At 62.7% G+C, this 17,782-nt stretch carries 13 protein-coding genes; 4 read left to right on the top strand and 9 right to left on the bottom strand.

What is annotated here, in order from left to right:
* Positions 1–121: 121 nt before the first annotated feature.
* The 8 genes from IHQ72_RS28810 to IHQ72_RS28845 all read right to left on the bottom strand — a co-directional run bounded on the left by IHQ72_RS28810 (position 122) and on the right by IHQ72_RS28845 (position 12,568).
* On the bottom strand, positions 122–1,750 hold the full coding sequence (locus IHQ72_RS28810) for an alpha-D-glucose phosphate-specific phosphoglucomutase (protein WP_258118848.1): 1,629 nt from the start codon (positions 1,748–1,750) through the stop codon (positions 122–124).
* Positions 1,751–1,753: 3 nt separating this feature from the next.
* Positions 1,754–3,199, bottom strand: coding sequence for a glycogen synthase GlgA (glgA, locus tag IHQ72_RS28815; RefSeq protein ID WP_258118850.1), 1,446 nt, complete (start codon positions 3,197–3,199; stop codon positions 1,754–1,756).
* A 3-nt stretch (positions 3,200–3,202) separates the two neighbouring features.
* On the bottom strand, positions 3,203–4,468 hold the full coding sequence (glgC, locus tag IHQ72_RS28820; protein ID WP_192364128.1) for a glucose-1-phosphate adenylyltransferase: 1,266 nt from the start codon (positions 4,466–4,468) through the stop codon (positions 3,203–3,205).
* A gap of 36 nt (positions 4,469–4,504) precedes the next feature.
* Positions 4,505–6,718, bottom strand: coding sequence for a 1,4-alpha-glucan branching protein GlgB (gene glgB / locus IHQ72_RS28825; protein WP_258118852.1), 2,214 nt, complete (start codon positions 6,716–6,718; stop codon positions 4,505–4,507).
* Positions 6,719–6,776: 58 nt separating this feature from the next.
* Complete coding sequence (locus tag IHQ72_RS28830) at positions 6,777–9,239, bottom strand: glycogen/starch/alpha-glucan phosphorylase (protein WP_258118854.1); 2,463 nt, start codon at positions 9,237–9,239, stop codon at positions 6,777–6,779.
* A gap of 317 nt (positions 9,240–9,556) precedes the next feature.
* Positions 9,557–10,339, bottom strand: coding sequence for an ATP-binding cassette domain-containing protein (locus IHQ72_RS28835; protein WP_258118855.1), 783 nt, complete (start codon positions 10,337–10,339; stop codon positions 9,557–9,559).
* A 2-nt stretch (positions 10,340–10,341) separates the two neighbouring features.
* On the bottom strand, positions 10,342–11,406 hold the full coding sequence (locus tag IHQ72_RS28840; protein ID WP_258118856.1) for an ABC transporter permease: 1,065 nt from the start codon (positions 11,404–11,406) through the stop codon (positions 10,342–10,344).
* Positions 11,407–11,563: 157 nt separating this feature from the next.
* Entirely contained in the window at positions 11,564–12,568 is a 1,005-nt protein-coding gene (locus tag IHQ72_RS28845; RefSeq protein WP_258123965.1) for a sugar ABC transporter substrate-binding protein, read from the bottom strand.
* Between the two features lie 246 nt (positions 12,569–12,814).
* Here IHQ72_RS28845 and IHQ72_RS28850 point away from each other — a divergent pair, with 246 nt between their 5' ends.
* The 4 genes from IHQ72_RS28850 (at position 12,815) to IHQ72_RS28865 (ending at position 16,806) form a co-directional block, all read left to right on the top strand.
* Entirely contained in the window at positions 12,815–14,041 is a 1,227-nt protein-coding gene (locus IHQ72_RS28850) for an ROK family transcriptional regulator (protein WP_258118857.1), read from the top strand.
* Between the two features lie 2 nt (positions 14,042–14,043).
* Positions 14,044–14,490 carry an RbsD/FucU family protein gene (locus tag IHQ72_RS28855; RefSeq protein ID WP_258118858.1) on the top strand — a complete coding sequence of 149 codons (447 nt, stop codon included), beginning with the start codon at positions 14,044–14,046 and terminating at the stop codon, positions 14,488–14,490.
* On the top strand, positions 14,487–15,410 hold the full coding sequence (locus IHQ72_RS28860; protein WP_258118859.1) for a carbohydrate kinase family protein: 924 nt from the start codon (positions 14,487–14,489) through the stop codon (positions 15,408–15,410). The genes IHQ72_RS28855 and IHQ72_RS28860 overlap by 4 nt, the downstream gene beginning before the upstream one ends.
* Before the next feature lie 253 nt (positions 15,411–15,663).
* A complete protein-coding gene (locus IHQ72_RS28865; protein WP_258118860.1) occupies positions 15,664–16,806 on the top strand; it encodes a DegT/DnrJ/EryC1/StrS family aminotransferase in 1,143 nt (380 codons plus the stop codon).
* 183 nt (positions 16,807–16,989) lie between these two features.
* Here the strand turns inward: IHQ72_RS28865 and cysQ are convergent, their stop codons facing one another.
* Positions 16,990–17,775 (bottom strand): 3'(2'),5'-bisphosphate nucleotidase CysQ, encoded by a 786-nt coding sequence (gene cysQ, locus IHQ72_RS28870; protein WP_258123966.1) that lies wholly within the window; start codon positions 17,773–17,775, stop codon positions 16,990–16,992.
* Between the last annotated feature and the right edge of the window lie 7 nt (positions 17,776–17,782).

Consider the following 17,782-nt stretch of genomic DNA (forward strand, 5'->3'; position numbering starts at 1 on the left):
ATGAGGGGTGCTCCAGCCTGGCACCTACGGCGATCCGTCCAACGCCCCTCATCCGTCTCGGCGCTACGCGCCAATCCACCTTCTCCCACAAGGGGAGAAGGAAAGGCGCGCCGCGTCAGCCTCACGTAATCACGCTCGGCTTGGCGCGGCCGGTATGGCTGCGAATCCCGGCAATATCATCGGCTGCCGCAATCAGATCGGCAAGCGCCTCCTGCGTGTCGAGATCGTGCTTGGACGTGTCCGGCTCATAGCGCTCGATATAGACGCGCAGCGTCGAGCCTGAGGTACCGGTGCCGGAGAGACGGAAGACGACGCGCGATCCGCCTTCGAATAGCACCCTGATGCCCTGGTTCCTGGCTATCGAGCCGTCGACCGGGTCGTGGTAGGCGAAATCGTCGGCGCTGGCGATCTTCATGCCGCGCACGCTGGTGCCGGGCAAGGAAGCGAGTTTCGCCCGCAATTCGTCGACCAGCGCATTGGCCCGGTCGGTCTCGATCTCCTCGTAGTCATGGCGCGAGTAGTAATTGCGGCCATAGGCGGCCCAGTGCTCGGTGACGATCTGCTTGGCGCTTTCGGCGCGGGCAGCAAGGATATTGAGCCACAAAAGCACGGCCCACAGCCCGTCCTTTTCGCGGACATGGTTGGAACCGGTTCCGGCACTTTCCTCGCCGCAGATCGTTGCCATGCCGGCATCGAGCAGATTGCCGAAGAATTTCCAGCCGGTCGGCGTTTCATAGATGCCGATGCCGAGCTTTTCGGCGACGCGATCGGCCGCACCGCTGGTCGGCATCGAACGCGCAATGCCCTTCAGGCCGGCCTTGTAGCCCGGCGCCAGATGGGCGTTCGCGGCGAGCATGGCCACCGAATCCGACGGGGTGACGAAAATGCCTTTGCCGATGATCAGGTTGCGGTCGCCGTCGCCATCGGAAGCAGCGCCGAAATCCGGCGCGTCCGGTCCCATCATCTCGTCATAGAGGTGCTTTGCGTGGACCAGGTTCGGGTCTGGATGGTGGCCGCCGAAATCCGGCAGGGGAATGAAGTTGCGGGCGGTGCCGTTCGGCGCGCCGAGCCGGTTCTCCAGGATCTCCTTGGCGTAGGGACCGGTCACGGCATGCATTGCGTCGAAACGCATGCGGAAGCCTGACTTGAACAGTGCGCGCAAGGCATCGAAATCGAACAGGCTTTCCATCAGCTCGGCATAATCGGCGACCGGGTCGATCACCTCGACGGTCATGCCGCCCGCCTCGACCGTGCCGATCGTGTCGAGATCGACCGTGCCGATGTCGGCGATCTTGAAGCTCGAAATCATCTTGGTCTTGGCGAAGATCGCGTCGGTCAGCCTTTCCGGCGCCGGCCCGCCATTGCCGGCATTGTATTTGATGCCAAAATCCTCGTGCGGGCCGCCCGGATTGTGGCTGGCCGACAGGATGATGCCGCCGAAGGTCTTGTATTTGCGAATGACGTTGGAGGCCGCCGGCGTCGACAGAATGCCGCCCTGCCCGACCATCACCTTGCCGAAGCCGTTTGCCGCCGCCATGGCGATGGCCTTCTGGATAACTTCGCGGTTGTAGAAGCGGCCGTCGCCGCCGATCACCAGGGTCTTGCCCTCGAACCCGTCCAATGCATCGAAGATCGACTGGATGAAGTTCTCGGCATAGTGCTCCTGCTGGAACACCGGCACTTTCTTGCGCAGCCCGGAAGTGCCGGGCATCTGGTCGGAGTAGGGTTTGGTGGCGACGGTGCGTATCATGCGTCAGACAGCCCTTTTCGAAAGCAGCAAGCGATAGAGTTCAAGGTATTTTTCTGCGCTTTTATCCCACGACACATCGGCCTTCATGCCTTGCCGCTGCATCGAGGTCCAGATCGTGGGGTTGGCGTGCGCCTCGACCAGCCGGCGGATGGCGTGCAGCAAGGCGCCGGCATCGGCGGGTGCGAACTGGAAGCCGGTCGCCACACCTGCCGAAACGGCCGCTTCATTGGCGTCGATGAGGGTGTCGGCAAGGCCGCCGGTGCGGGCGACGACCGGCACGCAGCCATAGCGCAGGCCATAAAGCTGCGTCAGCCCGCAAGGCTCGAAGCGCGACGGGATGACGATGGCGTCACAGCCACCCTGCATGGTATGGGAAAGCGCCTCGTCGTAACCGACGACGACGCCGATGCGACCGCGATGGCGGGCGGCGGCGGCCAGCAGCGCACCTTCGAGGCCGGCATCGCCCGACCCCAGGATCGCCAGGCGCGCACCCCTGGCAACGATCCCGTCGACGGCCGCTGCCAGTATGTCCATGCCCTTCTGCCAGGTGAGCCGGCTGATGACGCAGACGATCGGACTGTCGTCGCGGTCGAGATTGAAACGATCCTCGACGGCGGTCCGGTTGGAGTGCCGCGCCTTCAATGTCTTGGCCGTGTAGTTGGAGACCAGATGCTTGTCGGTTTCAGGGTTCCATATCTCGGTGTCGATGCCGTTGACGATGCCATAAAGATCGACGGACCGCATATTGACGAGGCCATCGAGCCCCATGCCGAATTCCGGCGAGCGGATCTCCTGCGCATAAGTCGGGCTGACCGTGGTGATGGCCCAGGCGGCCTGCAGGCCGGCCTTGAGGAAACCGACGCCGCCGTAATATTCGACACCGTCGAGCGCCATGGCCGCCGCCGGCAAGCCAAGCTCGCCAAAGATGCCGGCGCCAAACTGACCTTGGAAAGCGAGGTTATGGACGGTGATCATCGACGGCGTGCCGACCGCCTTGCCGAAGCGCATGTAGGCCAGCGTCATCGCCGATTGCCAGTCATGGGCATGGACGATATCCGGCTGGTAGCCCGAGATGGCGCCGCCGGCGATGTCGCCGCCAACCTGGCTCAAGGCCGCGAAACGCCGCCAATTGTCCGGCCAGTCGGCGCCGGTAGCATTGCCATAGGGACCGCCGGGGCGATCGAACAGATGCTGCGCGTCGAGCACGAACAGGTCGAGCCCGGCAATCTGGACGGCATGGACCGAAGCCTTGCCGCCTTGCAGCAGCGGATATTGGTGAACGGGTTTTTTCTTCTTGAAGGCATCCATCACCTGGGGATAGCCGGGAACAAGCGTGCGCATCGTCACGCCCTTGCCCGCCAACGCGATGGGTAACGCGCCGGTCACGTCGGCAAGCCCGCCAGTCTTGATAAGAGGGAAAATTTCGGGCGTGACCGACAGAACCTGCATTCATTACAATCCCAGCTTGTCGATCATGGCCTGCGTGACGAGGCAGATGCCCTTTTCGGAAACGCGGAAGCGCTTGGCGTCGAGAGCGGGATCCTCGCCGACCACGAGCCCTTCCGGTATCCTTACGCCATGATCGATCACCACGCGCTTCAATCTTGCGTTCCGGCCGACGTGGCAGTCGGGCAGCATGACGACTTCCTCGAGCGTCGAATAGGAATTGATGCGCGCGCCGGTGAAGATCAGGCTTCGCTTCAGCGAAGCACCAGAGACGATGCAATCACCTGAGACGAGCGAGGATACCGCAGAGCCGCGGCGGCCGTCCTCGTCATGCACGAACTTTGCCGGCGGCTTCAGTTCGGCATAGGTCCAGATCGGCCAGTCGCGGTCGTAGAGGTCAAGCTCCGGCGTGATGTCGGTCAGGTCGATATTGGCTTCCCAATAGGCGTCAACTGTTCCGACATCGCGCCAGTAGGCCTCGTTCTCTGCGGTCGAGCGCACGCAGGACTTGGCGAAGCGATGGGCGATCGCCTTCCCGTGCTCGACGACATAGGGGATGATGTCCTTGCCGAAGTCGCGGCTTGAGCCAGGTTCGGCCGCGTCGCGGCGCAGTTGCTCCATCAGGAACTTGGTCTTGAACACGTAGATGCCCATCGAGGCCAGGGCAAAATCCGGCTTGTCGGGAATGCCGGGCGGATCGGCGGGTTTCTCGATGAAGGAGATGATGGTGTCCTTCTTGTCGACATGCATGACGCCGAAGCCGGTCGCCTCCATGCGCGGCACTTCGAGGCAGCCGACGGTGACGTCGGCGCCGGCGTCGACATGCTGGCGAAGCATCAGTTCGTAATCCATCTTGTAGACGTGATCGCCGGCGAGGATGACCATGTATTCGGGGCCGTAGGCCTCGATGATGTCGATGTTCTGGTAGACGGCATCGGCCGTCCCCTCATACCATTGCGTTTCCGATACGCGCTGGCTGGCCGGCAGGATGTCGAAGCTCTCGTTGCGCTCGGGCCGCAGGAAGTTCCAGCCGCGCTGCAGGTGGCGGATCAGCGAGTGTGCCTTGTACTGGGTGGCGACGCCGAGGCGGCGAATACCGGAATTGAGCGCGTTGGAGAGCGCAAAATCGATGATGCGCGTCTTGCCACCGAAATAGACCGCGGGCTTGGCGCGCCGGTCGGTCAACTCCCTCAGGCGGCTGCCACGGCCGCCGGCCAGAACATAGGCCATGGCATCGCGCGCCAGCGGCTGGGTCCGTTTTATCTCTGCCATTTTTATCCTCCCAAGTTACGCGCTGCGAGACATCGCTCAGTCCGGAGCAAGTTCGAGCATGATCGTCGACAGCGGCGGCAACAGCATCGTCGCCGAGATGCCTCCTCCTTCCGCCCGAGCCTCGACGGCACCGCCATTGCCCTTGCCGGAACCGCCATAGTCGGTGGCGTCCGTGTTGATGATCTCGCGCCATCTTCCAGCCGTCGGCAACGGCACGCGATAATCATCACGCGGCACCGGTGTGAAATTGGAGATGACGGCGACCGGGTTTCCGCCCGGCGCGCTGCGCAGCCAGGCAAAGACAGAGTTCGCGCTATCGTCGACGATCAGCCAGGAAAAGCCCTCCGGCTCGCAATCGCGCGCATGCAACGCCGGGCGTGAGCGGTAGAGATAGTTGAGATCGCGCACCGTCTGCCAGACGCCGCGATGGGCCCGGAAATCGAGCAGGTTCCAGTCGAGTGCGCGCGCCTCGCTCCACTCGCGGCGCTGGGCGAATTCCTGCCCCATGAACAACAGCTTCTTGCCGGGGTAGCCCCACATGAAGGCGTAGTAGGCGCGCAGCGTCGCGAATTTCTGCCAGTCGTCGCCGGCCATCTTGCTAAGCAGCGTCCCCTTGCCGTGCACGACCTCGTCATGGGAGAGCGGCAGCACGAAATTCTCTGAGAAGGCGTAGACCAGACCGAAGGTGATGTCGCCGTGGTGATGCTTGCGAAAAATCGGCTCTTTGGAGAAATACTCCAGCGTGTCGTGCATGAAGCCCATGTTCCACTTGAAGCCGAAACCCAGCCCGCCCTCATGCACCGGCTGCGAAACTTTTGGCCATGAGGTCGATTCCTCGGCGATCGTCATCACACCCGGATGATGGCCGTAGACTTCCTTGTTCATCCTCTGGAGGAAGCTGACCGCCTCAAGGTTTTCGCGCCCACCTTTTTCGTTGGGAATCCATTCGCCGGCCTTTCGCGAATAGTCGAGGTAGAGCATCGAGGCGACGGCATCGACGCGCAAACCGTCGACATGGTATTTCTCGGCCCAAAATAGCGCGTTGTTGACCAGGAACGAGACCACCTCGCGCCGGCCGAAATTGTAGATCGCGGTGTTCCAGTCGGGATGGAAGCCCTTGCGCGGGTCGGCATGCTCATAGAGCGCGGTGCCGTCGAAATTGGCCAGGCCATGCGCGTCCACCGGAAAATGCGCCGGCACCCAGTCGAGGATGACGCCGATGCCGGCGCGGTGGGCGCCGTCGACGAACCGGGCAAAACCGTCCGGGTCGCCGAAGCGGGCCGACGGCGCGTAGAGGCCAGTCGTCTGGTAACCCCAGGACGGGTCATAGGGATGCTCGGAGATCGGCATGAATTCGATATGGGTGAAGCCCGTGTCGACGACGTACGGGATCAGCCGGCCGGCAAGCTCGTCCCATGACAGGAAGCTGCCGTCGTCGTGAAGCTGCCAGGAGCCGGCGTGGACCTCGTAGATCGACATCGCCTCGCGCCTGGGATCGGCGTTGCGCCAGAAATTGCGGTGCGCTTCGTCACCCCATTGATGCGCCGGCGGAAGCGCCGTCACCGAAGCGGTGGCCGGGCGCAGTTCGGACTTGAAAGCGAACGGGTCGGCCTTCAGCGGGAGTCTCACGCCATCGGGCCCGATGATCTCGTATTTGTAGGGCCGGCCGGCGCCGATGTCGGGAATGAACAACTCCCAGATGCCGGTGTCGCGGCGGACGCGCATCGTATGCCTGCGACCGTCCCATTCGTTGAAGTCGCCGACCACCGAAACGCGCCTTGCATTGGGCGCCCAGACGGCGAAATGCACGCCGGACGCACCCTCGTGATCGATGAGATGCGCACCAAGCTTGTCGAACAGCCTGAGGTGCGAACCTTCGGCGATGTAATAGTCGTCCAGCGGACCGAGCACCGGACCGAACGAATAGGGATCGGTCAGCCACCAGTCACCGCCGGCATTGCGCGCGTGATAGCGCAACGGCTGACGCTTTTTGAGCGACAGGCTGCCCTCGAAGAAGCCGCCTTCGTCGCGCCTGGAGAGTTCGCCCGCTTTCTTGCCGGTCAGCGTATAGGCAGTGACGAACTCGGCATGAGGGACGAAGCAGCGGGCGACAAAGCCCTTGTCAACCTCGTGCACACCGAGGACAGCGAAAGGATCACCATGCGTGCCGGCGACAATTGCCGCGACATCACCGGCTGACGCCAGTCCATCCGGCCCGCTTGTCGCAGCGGTCGCGCGCGGCTTCCTCATCAGGCAGTGACCCTCCCCGGCACCCGGACCACGTTGTTCATGGCCTCATGCAATCATATCAGACGGGCACGTTCCAGATTTCTTTCGCATATTGGCGGATCGTGCGATCGGACGAGAACCAGCCGACGCGAGCTACATTGCGGATTGCCTTGGCATACCAATCCGGGCTGTTGCGCCAGACGGCGTCGACATCGCGCTGGGTGGCGGCGTAGGCATCGAAATCCGCGGCGACCATGAACCAGTCGCTCTGATAGAGGCCGTTCATCAGGTCGCGATAGCGTTCCGGATCGTCAGGCGAAAAGACGCCCGACGAAACGGCAGCCACTGCCTGCGCCAGTTCGGGAGAGGCTTCGATCACCGATCGCGGATCGTAGCCGTTGCTGCGCCGCTCGGCGACCTCTTCGGTGGTCAGGCCGAAAATGAAGATGTTGTCGTCGCCGACGCATTCCTTGATCTCGACATTGGCGCCGTCGAGCGTGCCGATGGTCAGCGCACCGTTCAGCGCGAACTTCATGTTGCCGGTGCCGGAGGCTTCCATGCCGGCGGTCGATATCTGCTCTGAAAGATCGGCGGCCGGCATCATAATCTCGGCCAGGCTGACATTGTAGTTCGGCACGAACACCACTTTGAGCAAGCCGCGAACGGCCGGGTCGCGGTTGATGACCTTGGCGACGTCGTTGGCGAGTTTGATGATCAGCTTGGCGTTGTGATAGCTGGGCGCCGCCTTGCCGCCGAAGAACTTGACGCGTGGCATCCAGTTGCGCTCGGGATGGGAGCGGATCTGGTCGTAGAGGGCGACTGTTTCGAGGATGTTCAGGAGCTGGCGCTTGTATTCGTGGATGCGCTTGATCTGGATGTCGAACAGCGCCGAGGGATCGACCTTGATGCCGAGGCGGTCGGCCACGAGGTTGGCAAGCTTGGCCTTGTTCGCCCGCTTGACTGCCGCGAACTTGTCGCGGAAGGCGGCGTCGTCGGCAAAGGCATCGAGCTCTTTGATCGCGTCTATATCGTCGAGGAAGCGGTCGCCGATCGCCTCGCGGGTGAGCGCGGTGAGACCGGGATTGCACTGGATCAGCCAGCGCCTCGGCGTGATGCCGTTGGTCTTGTTGTTGATGCGGTCGGGGTAGAGCCGGTGGAGCTCGGCAAACACCGTTTCCTTCATCAGCTCGGTGTGAAGGGCAGAGACGCCGTTGATCGAGTGCGAGCCGACAAAGGCCAGATTGCCCATGCGCACCCGGCGCTCGCCATTTTCCTGTATCAGCGAGATTTGGCTGATCTGCTCGTCAGAAAACTGGTCGGAGGCGCGCGCCTCCAGCAGCACTTCTGCGTTGATGGCGTAGACGATCTGCATATGGCGCGGCAACAGCCGCTCGAACAGCGGCACCGGCCAGCTTTCGAGCGCCTCTGGAAGCAGCGTATGGTTGGTATAGCCGAAAGTGCGCTTGGTGATGCTCCAGGCCTGGTCGAAATCCATGCCGTGGACATCCATCAACAGGCGCATCAGCTCGGGCACGGCGATGGCCGGATGGGTGTCGTTCAGATGGATCGCCGCCTTGTCGGGCAGCGACTGCAGGTCGCCATACTGGCTGAGATGACGCTGAATGATGTCCTGCAACGATGCGGTGGAAAAGAAATACTCTTGCCTGAGCCGCAGCTCCTGACCGGCCTTGTGGGAATCAGCAGGGTAAAGGACGCGCGACAAGGCATCGGCCTTGTTGCTTTCGGCGAGCGCACCGATGTGGTCGCCGGCGTTGAACTTGTCGAGCAGGATCGGATCGATCGGCATGCCGGACCAGAGCCGCAGCGTGTTGACGCGGTTGGCCCGCCAGCCAACCACCGGCGTATCGTAGGCAACCGCCAGAACATGTTCGATCGGCTTCCAGACGTGGCGCTCAAGCCTGCCGTCCTTCGAGGTGATCGATTCCACCGAGCCGCCGAAACCGACCTCGAATGAGCGTTCGCGCCGCTCGAACTCCCAGGGGTTGCCGTGATCGAGCCAGGTCTCGGGCAGCTCAACCTGCCAGCCGCCATGGATTTCCTGCCGGAACATGCCATTGGCGTAGCGAATGCCATAGCCATGCGCGGGAATGTCGACGGTTGCCATGCTTTCCATGAAGCAGGCGGCGAGCCGGCCGAGACCGCCATTGCCAAGCGCTGCATCTGGTTCGAGGGCAGCGATGAGGTCGAGGTCGACGCCGAGAGACCGCAGCGCTTCGCGCATATTGTCCATCAGGCCGAGATTGGAGAAGGCGTCGCGCATCAGGCGGCCGATGAGGAATTCCAGTGACAAGTAATAGACGCGCTTTTCCTGCTGGGCGTAGGCCTCTTGCGTCGCCTGCATCCAATGGTCGACGATATGGTCGCGCACAACCTTGATCGAGGCGGTGAGCCAGTCGTATTGCGTCGCGACGCTGGTCCCCTTGCCGAGCCTGTATTTGAGGGCCTTCAAGACTTCGTCGGCAAGCGCCTTGGGATCCGAGTTTTCGAGAATGGGAGCTTTGGATGTCATCGCGCGCGTCATGCTGCCTCTCGTGCGGTTGCCATGATCATACCGGCTTTCACCATTCCTCCCAGCCCATGCTAGCGCATATTGTTATGCGTTCAATCGGGTTAGATTGCCGCGGGGCAGCTTACCCAGCGGCAATTAGAAACTTAAAGCGGATCGCGTTTGGGCGGCCTCTGCGACGCGCCTTAAGTTCTTACTTATGTGCATGTCGTCATCCCAAAACCGCTGCGCACCCTCGGTTCACGCCCGAGGCATGCTTTTGGGCGACATGCATTTCTTGTTTGATGCATGTCGTCATCCCAAAACCGCTGCGCACTTTTGGGCGACATGCATTAGGCCGCCAGTGCCGCCTCCGGCGGAAGCTTCGCTCCGGTCATGAAGGCGACGGCGTCGGACATCGTATACTGCTTGGGATCGATGACACAGAGGCGACGGCCCAGCCGATGGATGTGAATGCGGTCGGCCACCTCGAAGACATGCGGCATGTTGTGCGAGATCAGCACGATCGGCAGGCCGCGCTTCTTCACGTCGAGGATCAGTTCGAGCACGCGGCGGCTCTCCTTGACGCCTAACGCCGCCGTCGGCTCATCCATGATGACCATCTTCGAGCCGAAGGCGGCGGCGCGCGCCACCGCCACGCCCTGGCGTTGCCCGCCCGAGAGCGTTTCCACGGCCTGGCTGATGTTCTGGATGGTCATCAGGCCAAGTTCGGTGAGCTTGTCGCGGGCGCGCTTTTCCATTGTCGGGCGGTCGAGCATGCGCAGCCAGTCGCCCAGAAAACCCGTTTTGCGGATCTCGCGACCGAGGAACATATTGTCGGCGATCGACAGCGCCGGCGACAGCGCCAGGTTCTGGTAGACGGTTTCGATGCCGGCTTCGCGGGCCTCGATGGGCGACTTGAAGAGCACCTGCTTGCCGTCCAACTCGATGATCCCCTCGTCCGGGACAACGGCGCCCGAGATCGCCTTGATCAGCGTCGACTTGCCTGCACCATTGTCGCCGATCACGGCCAGGATTTCTCCCGGATAGAGATCGAAGTCGCAGCTGTTCAGTGCGGTAACGCGGCCGTAGCGTTTGACGAGGCCGCGCGCGGTGAGGATGGGCTCCTGGGTCATGGTTACACCGAAACCTTTCTGATCCACTGGTCGATCGCCACGGCGCCGATGATCAGCACACCGGTGAGCAGCACTTTCCATTGCGGATCGGCGCCCAGCATGTTGAGGCCCATCGAAACGACGCCGACGATCATCGCGCCGAACAGCGTGCCCAGAATCGAGCCGCGCCCGCCGAAGAGGGAAATACCGCCGATCACCGTCGCGGTGATCGCCTGCAAATTATAGTCGGTGACGGCGGCGGACGGCGAGATCGAGCCGTTGCGGCCGATCGAGACCCAGGCAGCGAAAGCAGCGATCAGCCCGGCAAGGGTGTAGACCGAGATCAGCACCTTCTTGGTCTGGATGCCCGACAGCTTGGCCGCCTCCGGGTCGTCGCCGACGGCGTAGACATGGCGGCCCCAGGCCGTGTGATTGAGCACGTACCACAGGATCAGCACTAGCACGACCATGGCAATGACGCCGAACGTCAGCACCGCCGTGCCGACCTTGAAGTTCAGGCCGAACAGATGCAGCAGCGGCGCCTGGACGTCGACGTCGGCATCGCGGATCGTCTCATTGGCCGAATAGATGAAGTTCGTGGCCATGACGATGTTCCAGGTGCCGAGCGTGACGATGAACGGCGGCAGCTTCATGTATGCGACCAACAGCCCGTTGAGCAGACCGCAGGCCCCGCCGGCGGCAAGCCCGATCACCACGGCAAGCAAGGTCGGCAGACCATATGTGACCGCGCAATTGCCCATGATCACGGCCGAAATCACCATGATCACGCCGATTGACAGGTCGATGCCGGCTGTAAGGATGACCAGCGTCTGCGCGGCTCCGAGAATACCGACGATGGCGATCTGCTGCAGGATCAGCGTCAGCGTGTAGGACGAAAAGAACCGTCCTCCGATCGTGACGCCGAAGACAGCGATCGACAGAACCAGCACGATCAGCGGCACTGCAGCCGGAGTGGAATGCAGGAAATGCTGGATGCGCTTGACAAGCGACGTGCCGTGCTCGTCAAAAGCAGCGACGCTTGTCTCGCTGTTCGAGAGAGCCTTCTCGTATTCCTGAACCTGAGCCATGTTTCCTCCCATGCGGCTTCAGCCACGCGCCGACGCCCGTCCACTGTTTCCGATCTGCCGCCGGAATTGTTCGCGATTGCTATTACCGCATCGTCCACCCGAAGCGGCCGGGGATCAAGCCCCCGGCCGATCGGTTCTGTTGCCTGTCAGACCGGCATCAGCCCCAGCACTTGGCGAGGCCTTCCTTGGTGTCGATGGACTTCACGCCCTCCGCGGGCTTGTCGGTCACGAGGTTGACGCCGGTGTCGAAGAAATCCTTGCCTTCGGTCGGCTTGGGCTTCGTCCCGTCCTTGGCGAAAGCGGCGATCGCTTCGATGCCGAGTGCCGCCATCTGCAGCGGATATTGCTGTGAGGTCGCACCGATCACGCCCTCGGCGACCGACTTCACGCCAGGGCAGCCGCCGTCAACCGATACGATCAGCACGTTGCCTTCGAGGCCCACGGCCTTGAGCGCCTGGTAGGCGCCGACGGCTGCCGGCTCGTTGATGGTGTGGATGACGTTGATGCCGGGGTCCTTCTGCAGAAGGTTCTCCATCGCCTTGCGGCCGCCTTCCTCGTTGCCATTGGTGACGTCGTGGCCGACGATGCGCGGATCGTCCTCATCGCCGATCTTGTTGGGGTCCTTCACGTCGATGCCGTAGCCCATCATGAAGCCCTGGTCGCGCAGCACGTCCACCGTCGGCTGCGAGGGCGTCAGGTCGAGGAAGCCGATCCTGGCATCCTTCGCCTTGTCGCCGAGCGTTGCGGCGGCCCACGCGCCAATCAGCTTGCCGGCCTCCAGATTGTCGGTCGCGAAGGTCGCATCGGCGGCGTCGAGCGGATCAAGCGGCGTGTCCAGCGCGATCACGAGCAGACCGGCGTCACGTGCCTTCTTCACCGCCGGGACGATGCCCTTGGTATCCGACGCGGTGATCAGGATGCCCTTGGCGCCGTCGGCGATGCAGCTTTCGATCGCCGCGACCTGACTCTCGCTGTCGCCGTCGATCTTGCCGGCGTAGGCTTTGAGTTCGACGCCGAGTTCTTTGGCCTTGGCGGACGCGCCTTCCTTCATCTTGACGAAGAACGGGTTGGTGTCGGTCTTGGTGATCAGGCAAGCGCCGACATCGGCGGCGGACGCAGCCGAGGTGAACGCTATTAGGCCCAGTCCGGCCGCGGCAAACACGGTGGATTTTAGTAGTGTTGTTTTGGTCACGATTTCCTCCCAGTGGAACCATTTCGGATGCCGGCCACCCGGCATCTGCTGCACAAGCATCCAGCGACTTTTCCCCGCGTGGACGCCTGCCCCAACAGAATACCAGACCGAGGCCCCTGTCAATAATTAAATCACTCTTATTTATTATTGACAGCGCTGCATCGTTCACTCATTCTGGCTCAAAAGGATTGAGGGGAAAAGACGAGAGGAACAGGGGTGGAGACCGGCATTACAAGGCACGGTTCGCCCGAGGCAGCCGAGAGCCGCATTCACCGCGGCACCAACCAGAGCGGCATGCGGGACCACAATGAGCGGCTGGTGCTGTCGCTGGTGCGTCAGCACGGCAGCCTCCCCAAGTCCGACATTGCGCGCATGACCGGACTTTCGGCCCAGACGGTTTCCGTCATCATGCGTGAGCTCGAGCAGGACAACCTCCTTGTCCGCCAGGCGCCGTTGCGCGGCAAGATCGGCCAGCCTTCCATTCCGATGGCGCTCAATCCCGATGGCGCCTTTTTCATCGGCCTGAAGATCGGCCGTCGCAGCGCCGAACTCGTGCTGATCGATTTTCTCGGCAATGTGCGCTCGATGCTGCAGCATTCCTACCGCTATCCGGCACCGCGCGAGACGGTCGAATTCGTCACCTCCGGCATGAAGACGATGCGCGGCGAACTCACCCCGGCTCAGGACAAGCGCATTGCCGGACTTGGCATCGCCATGCCGTTCGAATTGTGGAACTGGGCCGATACGGCAGGTGCGCCGCGCGACGTCATGGACGAATGGCGCAACCGCGACATCCGCGCCGACATCCAGGCGCAGTGCGAATTCCCGGTCTACCTGCAGAATGACGCCACCTCGGCTTGCGGCGCCGAACTGGTGTTCGGCAAGGCGGGTGCGCCGCGCGACTTCGTCTATTTCTATATCGGCGCCTTCGCCGGGGGCGGCATCGTGCTGAACGGTCATCTTTTTGGCGGGCCAACCGGCAATGCCGGCGCGCTGGGTTCGATGCCGGTGCCCGGACCGGACGGCAAGCCGACCCAATTGATCGACGTGGCGTCGATCGCCATGCTGGAAAAGTCACTCAACGCGCGCGGCGTCGAGGCCTCACATCTGTGGACGTCACCGGAGGATTGGGGCGAGATCGGCGTCGAGCTCGACGACTGGATCGGCTGCGCCTCGCAGGCGCTCGCCTATGCTATCGTGGCGGCGTCGTCGGTTATCGATTTCGAGGCGGCGGTGATCGACGGATGGATGCCGAAGGCCGTGCGGCGCCGCCTGGTCGATGCCGTAGTCGAAGCTATCGGCAAGATCGACGGTGAAGGGCTGAAGCTTCCGGCCGTTCGCGAGGGGACTGTCGGCATCCATGCGCGTGCCCTGGGCGGCGCCAGCCTGCCGCTTTCCGAGCGCTTCCTCATCGGTTCGACCACGATTTCCAGGAGTACCTGAGCATGCTGATCGGAATCCCGGCCCTGCTCGGTCCGGAGCTTCTGGCGATGCTGCGTGCCATGGGCCATGGCGACGAGATCGCCCTTGTCGACGGAAACTACCCGGCGAAAGAACAGGCACACCGGCTCATCCGCGCCGACGGTCATCATCTTGTTCCGATGCTCGACGCCATCCTCAGCGTATTGCCTGTCGATGACGCCGTGCCGGCGGCGCTGTTTCGCGCCTCGGTCAAAGGCGATCCCTTGCTTGCCGATCCCGTTCATCACGAGATGGAGGCGATCTGCGCCACGCGCGCGCCTGGCCGCAAGGTGGTTGCGCTTGCCGGCGCCGACTTCTATTTACGGGTCAGGTCCGCGCACGCGATCGTCGCGACAAGCGAGCCGCGGCTCTACGCCAACATCATCATCCGCAAGGGTGTGATCTATCCGCCGGAGAATAGGAAATCATGATCCTCTGTTGCGGCGAAGCCCTGATCGACATGCTGCCACGCACCACGACGGAGGGCGAGCCGGCCTTTGCCCCCTATGTCGGCGGCGCGGTCTTCAACACGGCAATAGCGCTTGGCCGGCTCGGAGCACCCGCCGGTTTCTTTTCCGGCCTGTCGACGGATCTGTTCGGCAGCCAGTTCAAGGACGCGCTGAGGGCAAGCCAGGTCAGTTCCACCTATGCGCACACATCGCCCCGGCCGACCACGCTCGCCTTCGTGCGACTGGACAACGGCCAGGCGACCTACACGTTCTACGATGAAAACACAGCCGGACGCATGCTGACCATCGACGATCTGCCGAAACTCGGCAGTGAGATCGAAGCCATGCTGTTCGGCGCCATCAGCCTGATCTCGGAGCCGGCCGGATCAGCCTACGAGGAATTCATGCGGCGCGAGCACAGCCACCGCGTCATGATGCTCGACCCCAACATTCGGCCGAATTTCATACCGGACAAGGCCAAGCATCTCAGGCGCATCCGCTCGATGATGGCCATGGCCGATGTCGTGAAGCTGTCGGATGAGGACCTAAACTGGTTCGGCGAAGCCGGCTCACACGAAGACGTCGTCCGCAACTGGCTGGATCGCGGTCCGACGCTGATCGTCGTCACCCATGGCAGCGAAGGCGCCGTCGGCTATACGAGAGATCACAAGGTCACGGTCGTGCCGGACAAGGTTGAGGTGGTCGATACGGTCGGCGCCGGCGACACGTTCAACGCCGGCATCCTGGCCTCGCTGCACGAGCAAGGCCTGCTGTCGAAGGAGGCGATCGCCAATCTGCCGGAAGGCGCCATCCACAAGGCTCTGACGCTCGGCGCCAAGGCTGCGGCGGTGACTGTGTCGCGCGCAGGCGCGAATCCGCCCTGGCGGCATGAAATCGCCTGATTGGACGGCGATGCGCTGAAGACTCGCTGGACATCGATCACTTTATGTTTCGCCCTGCCGAGCGCGTGCGACACAAGTGTCGTATCGTGCGCAACAAAGCCCCGGATTTCCGGCGTCCGACGCGGACCTGTCGGAATCAGAGGTAACAGGCTGCGACATTTGAGCAATTCGCGGTTTCGTTCGTGCAGCTTTCTCGGCTGGCGCAACTCTGCTACCAGCGGCCATTCTCTGGCTGGAACCGTTTGAGGCCGACATGCAGTTCATCGATCTAGGCGCGCAGCGCGAACGAATCCGCGACAGGCTGAAAGCAGCCATCGACCGCGTCGTCGACGAGGGACGTTACATTCTCGGCCCCCAGGTTGCCGAATTCGAAAACAAGCTCGCCGCCTATATCGGCACCAAGCATGTCGTAGCCTGCGCCAACGGCACCGACGCACTGCTGCTGCCGCTGTTTGCGGCCGGCATCGGTCCAGGTGACGCGGTGTTCGTGCCGAGCTTCACCTTCGCCGCCACGGCGGAAGTGGTGGCGCTGGCCAAGGCCGAGCCGGTTTTCGTCGATGTCGATCCGCAGACCTACAACATCGACATCGCCAGTCTCGAAGCCGCCATCGCCATGATCAAGGCGGAAGGCCGGCTGAAGCCAAGGGCGATCATTCCCGTCGACCTGTTCGGGCTTGCCGCCGATTACGAGGCGATCATGGCAATCGCCAACCGCGAAGGGCTGATGGTGATCGAAGATGCCGCGCAGGCGATCGGCGGCTCGATCGACGGCAAGATGTTAGGTTCGTTCGGCGCGGTCGGCTCGACCAGCTTCTACCCGGCAAAACCGCTCGGTTGCTATGGCGACGGCGGCGCGATGTTCACCAATGACGATGCGCTGGCCGAACGGCTCCGCTCGTTCGCCTTCCACGGCAAGGGCGAAACCCAATATGACAATGTCCGCGTCGGCATCAATTCGCGGCTCGATACGCTGCAGGCGGCGATCCTGATCGAGAAGCTGGCCATTCTCGAAGACGAGATGGTTGCCCGGCAAGCGGTCGCCAATCGCTATGCCGAAGGCCTCGGCGATATCGTCAACGCGGCGCGCAACCTGGAAGGCAGCCGTTCGGCCTGGGCGCAATATGCCATCGAGACGCCGAAGCGCGACGGGCTGAAGGCACATCTTGGCGAAAAAGGCATCCCGTCAGTGATCTATTACGTGAAGCCGCTGCACAGCCAGATCGCCTACCGCGACTATCCGCGCACGCCGACAGGCCTGGCCGTTTCGGAGGGGCTGCCGAAGCGCATCCTATGCCTGCCCATGCACCCTTATCTGAGCGAGGCCGACCAGGACCGGATCATCGAGACGATCCGCAACTATATCGGCTCGAATTCGGCGCAAATCGCCGCGGCGTAGGCGCGTAATCTCCCCCTTGAGGGTCCCTCAAGGGGGAGATGTCGCCGAAGGCGACAGAGGGGGTCGCCTCAGCAGGTGCGACGCATATGGAAACGAAAGAGGGAAGTCGGCGCTTCACGCGTGGCGACCCCTCTGGCCTGCCCTCTTTGCCAAAACTTGGCATCTCCCCCTCAGAGGGGGAGATTACTGGCCCGCAGCCTTGCCGCTGGCGATAAAATGCGGATTGGCGAAGTCCACGTCATCGCTCTGGTTGCGCTTGCCGTAGGCGAGCGGCTGACCATCGAGCGTGCGCGTCATCCCGCCTGCCGCACGCAGCACCGCATCGCCGGCCGCGGTGTCCCATTCCATGGTGCGGCCGAAGCGTGGATAGACGTCGGCCTCGGCGCCGGCGACGAGACAGAATTTCAGCGACGAGCCGACCGAGACGATCTCGGCAGCGCCCACCGTGCGGATATAGGCTTCGGTCTCCGGCGTATTGTGGGACCGGCTGGCGACGATGGTCAGTGGCGCCACACCCGCCCTCACCGAAATCGGCCGGCGGCCGATGATCTGGTAGTCGCCATTGACATCGATTGCTTCCGCCCTGCCCGGCCGGCCGGAAAAGAAGCGTCCGGTGCATGGCGCGAAGACCACACCGATCTCCGGCACGCCGTGGCGAACGAGCGCGATGTTGACGGTGAAGTCGGTCCTTCGGTTGACGAATTCCTTGGTGCCGTCGAGTGGATCCACCAGGAAGAAGGCGTCGTCGAGATCGGGCGGCACGATGCCGGCCGATGCCTCTTCCTCAGCCACGCAAGGGATATCGGGGAACGCCGCGCGCAGCCCGTCGAGAATGATCTTTTCGCTCTGGCGATCGGCTTCGGTCACCGGCGAGGCGTCTGATTTCTGGTCGACCGCGCAGCCGGCATCGAAGACGCGCATCACCTCTCGCCCCGCTGCCAAGGCAAGGCGCTCGAACACGCCGAGCATCGCTTCG

Origin of the sequence: Mesorhizobium onobrychidis (assembly GCF_024707545.1) — a bacterium.
GTDB classification, from domain to species: Bacteria; Pseudomonadota; Alphaproteobacteria; order Rhizobiales; family Rhizobiaceae; genus Mesorhizobium; species Mesorhizobium onobrychidis.